10 protein-coding genes are annotated in these 9,328 nt (G+C 43.4%); 5 read left to right on the top strand and 5 right to left on the bottom strand.

Annotated elements, in window-relative coordinates; all coding sequences use genetic code 11:
• Positions 1–291 precede the first annotated feature (291 nt).
• The gene (gene glnS, locus JC606_RS22255; protein ID WP_198779463.1) at positions 292–1,959 is read left to right on the top strand and encodes a glutamine--tRNA ligase; all 1,668 of its coding nucleotides are present in this window, start codon (positions 292–294) and stop codon (positions 1,957–1,959) included.
• 139 nt (positions 1,960–2,098) lie between these two features.
• Here the strand turns inward: glnS and fcrX are convergent, their stop codons facing one another.
• Positions 2,099–2,548, bottom strand: a complete 450-nt coding sequence (fcrX, locus tag JC606_RS22250; RefSeq protein WP_004737897.1) for a ferric iron uptake transcriptional regulator FcrX — start codon at positions 2,546–2,548, stop codon at positions 2,099–2,101.
• 207 nt (positions 2,549–2,755) lie between these two features.
• Between fcrX and JC606_RS22245 the strand changes: the two genes are divergently transcribed.
• Positions 2,756–3,262: a DUF4442 domain-containing protein gene (locus tag JC606_RS22245; protein ID WP_004737898.1), complete on the top strand. Its 507-nt coding sequence runs from the start codon at positions 2,756–2,758 to the stop codon at positions 3,260–3,262.
• A 100-nt stretch (positions 3,263–3,362) separates the two neighbouring features.
• Here JC606_RS22245 and fldA read toward each other — a convergent pair whose 3' ends face one another.
• The 3 genes from fldA to JC606_RS22230 form a co-directional block, all read right to left on the bottom strand.
• Positions 3,363–3,896 carry a flavodoxin FldA gene (fldA, locus tag JC606_RS22240; RefSeq protein WP_004737899.1) on the bottom strand — a complete coding sequence of 178 codons (534 nt, stop codon included), beginning with the start codon at positions 3,894–3,896 and terminating at the stop codon, positions 3,363–3,365.
• Between the two features lie 58 nt (positions 3,897–3,954).
• Complete coding sequence (locus tag JC606_RS22235) at positions 3,955–4,173, bottom strand: DUF2788 domain-containing protein (RefSeq protein ID WP_004737900.1); 219 nt, start codon at positions 4,171–4,173, stop codon at positions 3,955–3,957.
• Between the two features lie 108 nt (positions 4,174–4,281).
• Positions 4,282–5,043 carry an alpha/beta fold hydrolase gene (locus tag JC606_RS22230; protein ID WP_137409128.1) on the bottom strand — a complete coding sequence of 254 codons (762 nt, stop codon included), beginning with the start codon at positions 5,041–5,043 and terminating at the stop codon, positions 4,282–4,284.
• Positions 5,044–5,136: 93 nt separating this feature from the next.
• Between JC606_RS22230 and seqA the strand changes: the two genes are divergently transcribed.
• Positions 5,137–5,676, top strand: a complete 540-nt coding sequence (gene seqA, locus JC606_RS22225) for a replication initiation negative regulator SeqA (RefSeq protein WP_017061953.1) — start codon at positions 5,137–5,139, stop codon at positions 5,674–5,676.
• 94 nt (positions 5,677–5,770) lie between these two features.
• Positions 5,771–7,417: a phosphoglucomutase (alpha-D-glucose-1,6-bisphosphate-dependent) gene (gene pgm, locus JC606_RS22220; RefSeq protein WP_137409127.1), complete on the top strand. Its 1,647-nt coding sequence runs from the start codon at positions 5,771–5,773 to the stop codon at positions 7,415–7,417.
• Between the two features lie 113 nt (positions 7,418–7,530).
• On the opposite strand, the gene JC606_RS22215 is transcribed toward pgm, so the two are convergent.
• Positions 7,531–8,289 (bottom strand): DUF1853 family protein, encoded by a 759-nt coding sequence (locus tag JC606_RS22215; RefSeq protein ID WP_198779464.1) that lies wholly within the window; start codon positions 8,287–8,289, stop codon positions 7,531–7,533.
• A gap of 115 nt (positions 8,290–8,404) precedes the next feature.
• Here JC606_RS22215 and JC606_RS22210 point away from each other — a divergent pair, with 115 nt between their 5' ends.
• On the top strand, positions 8,405–9,163 hold the full coding sequence (locus tag JC606_RS22210) for a Nif3-like dinuclear metal center hexameric protein (RefSeq protein WP_137409126.1): 759 nt from the start codon (positions 8,405–8,407) through the stop codon (positions 9,161–9,163).
• The last annotated feature ends 165 nt before the right edge of the window (positions 9,164–9,328 follow it).

Genomic DNA, 9,328 nt, shown 5'->3' with positions numbered 1-9,328 from the left:
TATGAACTCGCCAAGTCTCTTGATTAACCAGACTTGTGATCAAGAGACAGCCCATAAGGGAGGCTTTTTTGTATCTGTAGTTTAAGGCTTTGGGATACGGTTCGTTCTATTCTTCATCGAATAGCAGAAATAATCGTAATTAACGGACGGTTCTTATTGTGCAAAGGCGAAGAATTGTGGATGATTAGCAACAATGATCTTTCTATCTAGAGCTGACGCTAAAAGTGGCGCTTGGCTAGGAGATAAAAGATAACTTTCTCTGACAATACTAAATACATAGAGGTGCTATAGATGAGTGAAGCTGAGGCTCGTCCATCGAATTTCATTCGCCAAATTATTGATAAAGATTTAGCGGATGGTACACACAGTAGCGTGCATACTCGTTTCCCGCCGGAGCCAAATGGTTACCTGCACATCGGTCACGCTAAATCTATTTGCTTGAATTTTGGTATTGCTCAGGACTACCAGGGACAATGTAATCTTCGTTTCGATGATACAAACCCTGAAAAAGAAGACGTTGAATACGTTGAGTCAATTAAGAATGATGTAAGCTGGTTAGGCTTCGAATGGTCTGGTGACATTTGTTACTCATCAAACTACTTCGATACGCTTTACGCTTATGCTGTGGAATTAATTAATAAAGGCTTAGCGTACGTTGACGAGCTAAGTCCTGAGCAGATCCGCGAATACCGTGGCACGCTAAAAGAGCCAGGTAAAGCAAGCCCATACCGCGACCGCAGCCCTGAAGAGAACCTAGCGTTATTTGAAAAAATGCGTGACGGTGGCTTTGAAGAAGGTAAAGCGTGTCTGCGTGCCAAGATCGACATGAGCTCGTCATTCATGGTAATGCGTGATCCTGTTATCTATCGTGTTCGTTTTGCTCACCACCATCAGACCGGTGACAAATGGTGCATTTACCCAATGTACGATTTCACTCACTGTATCTCTGATGCGCTGGAAGGTATTACGCACTCAATCTGTACTCTTGAATTCCAAGATAACCGTCGTTTGTACGACTGGGTTCTAGATAACATTACGATCGATTGCCAACCTCGTCAGTACGAGTTTAGCCGTCTGAATCTTGAATACACGGTGATGTCTAAGCGTAAACTAAACCAACTTGTGGTTGAAAACCTAGTTCAAGGTTGGGATGACCCACGTATGCCGACTATCTCTGGTTTACGTCGTCGTGGTTTCACTTCTGCGTCTATTCGTGAGTTCTGTAAGCGTATCGGTGTGACTAAACAAGAGAACATGATTGAGTTCGGTTCACTTGAGTCTTGTATCCGTGATGACTTGAACGAAAATGCAACACGTGCAATGGCTGTTCTAGACCCGGTTAAGATCGTGATTGAAAACTACGATGCAGACAAGGTAGAAACACTAACAGTTGCTAACCACCCGAACAAACCTGAAATGGGTACTCGTGAAGTACCGTTTACTCGTGAAGTTTGGATCGAGCGTGATGACTTCCGTGAAGAAGCAAACAAGAAGTACAAGCGTTTGGTTCTAGGTAAAGAAGTTCGTCTACGTGGTGCGTACGTAATTAAAGCAGAGCGTATCGAGAAAGATGCAGAAGGCAACATTACAACTATCTTCTGTTCTTACGATGACGAAACGCTAGGTAAGAACCCGGCAGATGGCCGCAAAGTGAAGGGTGTTATCCACTGGGTATCTGCTGATAAAGCCCTGCCAGCTGAGATTCGTCTATACGATCGTCTATTCACTGTTGCAAACCCAGCTGCTGCGGATGATTTCGCTGCAACGATCAACCCAGAGTCTCTGGTTAAGTTGAACGGTTTTGTTGAGCCTAGCCTAGCGGAAGCCGCTGCAGAGCAAGGTTTCCAGTTTGAGCGTACAGGTTATTTCTGTGTTGATTCAAAAGACTCTAAAGCAGATGCGCTAGTATTCAACCGCACGGTTGGCCTACGTGATACTTGGGGTAAAGCTGAAGCATAATTGCTAACGCTAACAAGTTGTCTAATAAAAAACCGGCTTAGTGCCGGTTTTTTTGTATCTGAATAATGCGTGGATCTAAAGAACAATCTAGCGGACTTTCAGTCCTATATAAAAAACGCTGACCGAAGTCAGCGTTTGTTTAATTTTTCGGTTTGTGCGCGTCTGGGTTGCCTTTGCAATCACCCGTCATGCTTTTACCGTAAAGGTATAAACTGTGGTTCGTTAGCTGAACGTTATAGCGCTTCGCTATCTCTTTTTGTCTCTCTTCGATGATGTCATCAGAGAACTCGATAACTTCGCCACAATCTAGACATACTAGATGATCGTGGTGGTGCTGTGTTGAAAGTTCAAATACAGACTTACCGCCTTCGAAGTGGTGGCGAGTTACAATGCCAGCATCATCGAATTGGTTTAATACTCGATAAACGGTCGCAAGCCCGATCTCTTCACCTAAGTCGATCAGCTTTTTATATAAATCTTCAGCACTAATATGTTGGCAGTCTGGTTGTTGTAATACTTCTAAAATTTTGAGCCTTGGGAGGGTCACTTTAAGACCAGCATCTTTTAGCGCTTGATTATTGTCTGACATATACTTTCCTGTTGATGATCTGCAGCAATTAACAGAATTCAATATTAATACCATTATAGTTTAGTCAGGCATAACAATAAACCACGAACTTCAAAGGGTTACTAATCAACATCACAATCTGTTTTGTAAATTCGAAGTATCTCACTTATAGTGGAGGTACGACCAGTCAGGATGGCGGTAATTCTAATATGGACACGGAATGTTGTTATGAATAAGCAACTTGCAAAAATATACAAACCAAACATCGTAAAATTCGCTCTTAATATTTGGCCTCCATTTTGGGGAGCAGGGATAAAGATAGCCCATATTAGTTCGGATTTTAGGGTAGTAAAAACAGTGCTTAAGTTGCGTTGGTGGAACAAAAATGCCAATCGTACTCAGTATGGCGGTAGCATATTTTCCCTCACGGATCCTGTTTACTCATTGATGTTAATGGGAATTTTAGGTGAAAGGTATTATGTGTGGGACAAAGAGGCGAGCATTAACTTCATCAAACCTGGTCAGTCAGATTTGTATGCAGACTTTGAAATAAGCCAAGGTCAGCTTGACGAAATTTACCGTCAGACTCAACTTGGTGAGAAGTGTTTTCCTGAGTTTATTATTTATGTCAAAGATAAACAGGGTAATGTGGTTTCAGAAATTCAGCGTACACTTTATGTCAGAAAGAAGCCACAATTCAGAGATGATGACGAAGCACTAGAAGCAGAGTGCTAATTTAACCTATATAGACAAATAGAAAAAAACCTCCAATTAGGAGGTTTTTACATATCTAGAGAGTTGTCACTAATTGTAACAATGGACAACTACCAGAGAATTAGTCTTCAAGCTCTGCTAGGCACATCTCTTCGTGGATTTGTTTAACCCAGTTAGATACACGCTCATCAGTTAGCTCTGGTTGACGGTCTTCGTCGATACATAGACCAACGAATTGGCTGTCATCGCCTTCAACTAGACCTTTAGATGCTTCGAACTCGTAGCCTTCAGTAGAAGTGTAACCTAGGATAGTACCGCCTTTCGCTTCAACGATGTCACGGATAGTACCCATAGCATCACAGAAGTATTCTGCGTAATCTTCTTGGTCACCACAACCAAAGATAGCAACAAGCTTAGTTGAGAAATCAATAGCTTCTAGCTCTGGGAAGAAATCATCCCAATCACATTGTGCTTCGCCGTAGTACCACGTAGGGATACCAAGCAGCAGTAGATCGAAGTTATCGATATCTTCTTTGCTGCTTTTTGCAATGTCTTGAACGTGAACGAGCTGTTTGCTCAATTGCTTTTGAATCATCTTAGCAACAGCTTCAGTGTTACCTGTATCGCTACCAAAGAAGAGACCTACACTTGCCATAGAATCATTACCTTTCATTTTGTCTGTTGTCGGTGTAATAAAGTTCGGAGGGGAATCGTTAGATCCCAGTTCCTTCCCAGCTTAGTTGGATTATCCCTTTGGCGATAAAACCTGCACAGCCAAGGAAAAGTACTAACCACACAATGCGACGACCAAATGGAGGAACATTTCCTTGCTTGAGAACGTCCTTAATTGCCATACCGATCAAAAAGAAAATCGCGGCAAATAGGAGATCTAAACCAACAGATTCAATGATGTTCATGTAGTCGTAAAGCATGGGAACCTTATATACCAATTTTGCTTGGGCGCACTATATCACTGTTGCGAGATAAAGTTAATGTGCAGTGATTACTCAGCTCTCATTTATCTGCATGAAAAAGCGCACTTAAGCGATGAATTTTCGAATTGCTCTCAGCACTTCAGCTGGCTTTTCTGCGTGTAGCCAGTGGCCGGTATTCGCAATAACGTGCGCCTTTGCGTTAGAAAATTGCTGTTGGACCGCAGTTTGGTGCTCAGCCGTGAGGTAGTCAGAATCCCCACCTTTTATTAGTAAGGTTTTGACTGAGGTTTTGTCGATCGGTTCCCAACCAATAATGTGTGGGTAGTTGCTCATTAACGAAGCGACGTTAAAGCGCCACTCCATAATGCCTTCTTCTGACTTGAACAGTGATTTTGTTAAGAATTGGCGAACACCGTCTATTTCGATATGTTTGGCGAGCACTTTAAGTGCTTCGGCACGAGATCCTGGCTTTTCTTCAATGACCGCTTGAAGGCCTGCGAATACGTTGTCGTGACGGCTTTGGGTGTAAGCGACTGGTGCCATGTCCAATACAATCAGTTTACGTAGCTCTAGGTGTTGGGTAAGCGCCATAGCAACTTTTCCGCCCATCGAGTGACCTATGACAGTGACGTCATTCAGCTCGAGATCTTTCAACAGTTGAGCGACATCTTGTGCCATCGTTTGGTAATTATGGGTATCACTGTGGAAGGATTGTCCGTGGTTACGAAGATCGATACTCAGTACCTGATGATCGGTTTTTAGATCCCTGGCTAGCAAGCCTAGGTTGTCCAGATTACCGAATAATCCATGGATCAAAACTATGGTGTGACCCTCACCTTCGATTTTATAGTTGAGCTGTACTGACATTTTTATCTTATTCATGGTGGGTTTGACGTAGAGTATCCGCGCGGATCTCGCTATAATCCCCCTGAGTTTAAACATTGAGATTGTGAAAAGCGAATGAAAACAATTGAGGTTGATGAGGACCTATACCGTTTTATTGCGGGTCAGACAGAACGTATTGGCGAAAGCGCTTCAGATATTCTGCGCCGCTTGTTACAGGTTGATAGCCAAGGCATGGCTCCGATCGAAGAGATCGTAGAGCCGAAAGGTATCGTTGTTAGCAAAGAGGTAGGCTTTACTCCAGAGAAGTTCGATGGCGTTAAAGAAATGCGCTCACTACTAATATCAGATGAGTTTGCGTCATTAAAGAAAGCCATTGATCGTTTCATGCTAGTGTTATCAACACTGCATAAAATCGACCCTTTAAGCTTTTCAGAAGCAACTCAAGTAAAAGGCCGCAAGCGTGTTTACTTTGCAGACAACGAAGCGACGTTACTAGCAAACGGTAACACGACGAAGCCTAAAGCCATTCCACAAAGTCCTTTTTGGGTTATTACAAATAATAATACTAGCCGTAAAAGACAGATGGTTGAGCAGCTTATGAGCCGCATGAATTTCCAAGCAGAATTGATTGAAAAAGTAACAGGTTCAATTTAACGAAATCTGATTTAAACCTCATAATATCCATGGATAAGAAGATATTATGAGGTTTTTTTGTTTTTAAATTTTATATATATAAGGATGTCGAAAAATGGCTATGCACCCTCGTGCTGGGCAAAAAGCTCAGCAGGAAGATCTTCATAATATTCCGGCTTTAGTGGCTAACTATTTCTTACAGCAACCGGATGCGACTAACCCAGATCACAAGGTACTATTCGGTACTTCAGGTCACCGCGGTACAGCAGACAAATCAACATTTAACGAAAACCACATTTTAGCGATTGCACAAGCAGTGGCTGAGGTGCGTGCTGAGCAGGGTACAACAGGCCCGCTTTTCTTAGGTAAAGATACGCACGCGCTATCTGAACCTGCATTTTCTACGGTAATCGAAGTACTTGTAGCGAACGGTGTTGAAGTTATTATTCAAGAAAACAACGGCTTTACTCCAACACCGGGTATCTCGTATGCGATTCTTACGCACAACCTAGTGAATGACAAAAAAGCCGACGGCATCGTTATCACACCTTCACACAACCCACCTCAAGATGGCGGTATCAAATACAACCCGACACACGGTGGTCCTGCTGAAGCTGAATTGACTCTAGCGATTGAAGACCGTGCGAACGTGATCATTGCTGAGCAAATGCAAGGTGTTAAACGCACTCCTATCGCACAGGCTAAACAGTCTGAGTTAGTGAAAGAAGTCGATCTTGTTGCGCCATACGTTGCTGATTTGGTTAATGTGGTTGATATGGAAGCTATCCAGAAAGCGAACATCAAAATTGGTGTTGATCCTCTGGGCGGAAGCGGCATCGATTACTGGCGTCAAATTGGTAAAGCGTACAACTTAGACCTTACTTTGGTAAGTGAAGCGGTTGACCCTTCTTTCCAATTCATGTCTCTAGATAAAGATGGCGTGGTTCGTATGGACTGTTCTTCACCATACGCAATGGCAGGCTTGCTAGCGCTTAAAGATGAGTACGCACTAGCGTTTGGTAACGACCCAGATTACGATCGTCACGGTATTGTTACGCCTAAAGGCCTAATGAACCCTAACCACTTCCTAGCGGTTTGTATCGACTACCTATACCGTAACCGTGAAGGTTGGGGTAAAGAGGTTGCTGTTGGTAAAACTTTGGTATCAAGTGCATTGATTGACCGTGTTGTTGCTGATCTAGGTCGTGAACTTTGTGAAGTGCCAGTTGGTTTCAAATGGTTTGTTGATGGCTTATACAACGGTCAGTTTGGTTTCGGTGGCGAAGAGAGTGCGGGTGCATCTTTCTTACGTAAAGACGGAACGCCTTGGTCAACAGATAAAGACGGCCTAATTCTTTGCCTATTGGCGGCTGAGATCACTGCGGTGACAGGTAAGAACCCACAAGAGTACTACGAAGAGCTAGCGGCAAAACACGGCGAATCTAAGTACAACCGTATTCAAGCGGTAGCAAATGGTGCACAAAAAGATGTGCTCAAGAAGCTATCTCCAGAGATGGTATCTGCTGAAACACTTGCTGGTGATGCGATTACTGCTCGCTTGACGCATGCTCCAGGTAATGGCGCTGCAATTGGTGGCCTTAAAGTGACAACTGAGAATGGTTGGTTTGCTGCTCGTCCATCGGGCACGGAAGACATCTACAAAATCTACTGTGAGAGCTTTAAAGGTGAAGAACACCTAAAAGCGATTGAAGCAGAAGCTCAAGAGATTGTTAACCAAGTCTTTGCTGCTGCAGGTCTATAATCGAATACGATTCATAGAGTTATAAAGCAAATAATGGAAGGGTTGATGTGAAAGCATCAGCCCTTTTTAGTTGGTCGCATTGTGAATAAGAAAGGAAGGATAAACGAGAGCGTCTAACCATGTGGCCAACTTTGTGGCATCACAAACCAGAATTGACCCGACTTAGTTTGTCCATGAACGAAGCGGTCACCAAATTCGGTGATAGGTTCACCGCTGAAATCATCCGTTCCTGCGGCCCATTGTTCTTTGGTTAAAGGATAGAGTGTATCGGTGATCTGGTGAACCTGATTTTGATAGCACCAAAATCCGTTTACCTGGCTTGGGTTAATGTCGTACCCCAGACACTCCGTAGGTACGTTTTGTTCTAGAAATGGGTTGGTATAGAGGCGACCTTGCATCAAAAGGTGTTTTGAGTCGACATCGATCTCCGGGTACTGTTCAACAAAGGCGGCTGAAGATGACATACCAAGCTGGTGGCTGAGCATTCTATCGAGCTTTTTGTCTAATTGGTCATGAGAGTTTGGACCAAACCATGTTTGCTCGTGAAGTAGGTAAAACTTAATTGCCACTTCCCAGTGTTCTAATTTTTCGCTACTTGTGTCTTCCAGGATAAAGTCGATTGCGCCGAGTGTTCGTCCCTCAACATTAATCTGGATCTCATCGTGCTTGATTGAATAACTATCCGAAGTGGTGATGACTTGTTCACATAGGTGTTGATAGAGGAAGCCTAATCTAGGGTTTCCATCATAAGTATGTGCATCGTCAAGCTTTTGGTGGTTTGAGAACACAGTGAGATCAGAAATGGGCGGTTTGATTTCTAGTAGCGGTGGCGAGCTAATCACCCATTGGTAAAAGCGTTGCAGTTCGGTCATCGGTTCCTCATAAACTTCAGTCATCTGTTCTCTAGAAACAGAGTGGAAGGGCTTTCGACATTTTACCCGTAAATTGATATAACGACGTTATTATAAAGGTAAGCTGGAAATAAAAATGAATAACTTACAATTAGAAAAGCTACTTAACGAAAAACTGCAGCCACAGCAGATTAAAGATTACTGCCCAAACGGTCTTCAAGTAGAAGGCACTGCTGAGGTAAAGCGTATCGTTACTGGTGTAACGGCTTCACAAGCTTTGATCAATAAAGCGGTTGAGCTAAAGGCTGACGCTTTGTTAGTTCACCATGGTTTCTTTTGGAAAGGTGAGCCGGAAGCGATTCGCGGCATGAAAGGTAAGCGTATTCGTACCTTGATTAAAAACGATATCAACCTATTAGGCTACCACCTTCCTCTTGATATTCACCCTGAGCTTGGTAACAACGCAAAATTGGCTGAGTTACTTGAGATCGATGTTGAAGGTGGTTTGGAAGGGCACCCTCAGTCAGTCGCTATATTTGGTAGATTAAAGACACCGATGACTGGTGCTGAGTTCGCAGCAAAAATTGATCAAGTACTGAATCGTAAGCCGCTACATATTGCTCCTGAAAACGCAGATAAAATGATTGAAACGGTAGGTTGGTGTACTGGCGGCGGTCAAGATTACATTGAACTTGCAGCCTCTCAAGGTATCGACGCATTTATCTCTGGTGAAATTTCTGAGCGCACAACTTACTCGGCTCGCGAGCAAGACATCCATTATTTTGCTGCAGGTCACCATGCGACAGAACGCTACGGTGTTAAAGCACTAGGTGAATGGTTAGCAAAAGAGCACGGCTTGGATGTCGAGTTTATCGATATTGATAATCCGGTATAAGAGCAGATGCGATATGAGGGGGACGAGTAAATAGCATTCGTCATTCCCTAGACTGACGAAGGAGGGAGTAGGGAATCTCTTTGGGCTATCTACTCGTTGAATGAGATCCTCAACTCGCTCAATGGTATGGACTCCCCACCTCAACTGACAGCGTCAGCTAAAGTT

This window comes from Vibrio sp. IB15 (assembly GCF_016406055.1).
Classification (GTDB): domain Bacteria; phylum Pseudomonadota; class Gammaproteobacteria; order Enterobacterales; family Vibrionaceae; genus Vibrio; species Vibrio chagasii.
The sequence above is the reverse complement of the archived record's forward strand: the minus strand, read 5'-3'. Positions and strand labels throughout refer to the sequence as shown.

What these genes read in the sequence shown, in the direction of transcription:
- fcrX (WP_004737897.1), bottom strand. Translation starts at nt 2,548, where the DNA reads ATGTCAGACAATAATCAAGCGCTAAAAGATGCTGGTCTTAAAGTGACC.
- glnS (WP_198779463.1), top strand. Translation starts at nt 292, where the DNA reads ATGAGTGAAGCTGAGGCTCGTCCATCGAATTTCATTCGCCAAATTATT.
- JC606_RS22210 (WP_137409126.1), top strand. Translation starts at nt 8,405, where the DNA reads ATGAATAACTTACAATTAGAAAAGCTACTTAACGAAAAACTGCAGCCA.
- JC606_RS22215 (WP_198779464.1), bottom strand. Translation starts at nt 8,289, where the DNA reads ATGACCGAACTGCAACGCTTTTACCAATGGGTGATTAGCTCGCCACCG.
- pgm (WP_137409127.1), top strand. Translation starts at nt 5,771, where the DNA reads ATGGCTATGCACCCTCGTGCTGGGCAAAAAGCTCAGCAGGAAGATCTT.
- JC606_RS22230 (WP_137409128.1), bottom strand. Translation starts at nt 5,043, where the DNA reads ATGTCAGTACAGCTCAACTATAAAATCGAAGGTGAGGGTCACACCATA.
- JC606_RS22235 (WP_004737900.1), bottom strand. Translation starts at nt 4,173, where the DNA reads ATGCTTTACGACTACATGAACATCATTGAATCTGTTGGTTTAGATCTC.
- fldA (WP_004737899.1), bottom strand. Translation starts at nt 3,896, where the DNA reads ATGGCAAGTGTAGGTCTCTTCTTTGGTAGCGATACAGGTAACACTGAA.
- JC606_RS22245 (WP_004737898.1), top strand. Translation starts at nt 2,756, where the DNA reads ATGAATAAGCAACTTGCAAAAATATACAAACCAAACATCGTAAAATTC.
- seqA (WP_017061953.1), top strand. Translation starts at nt 5,137, where the DNA reads ATGAAAACAATTGAGGTTGATGAGGACCTATACCGTTTTATTGCGGGT.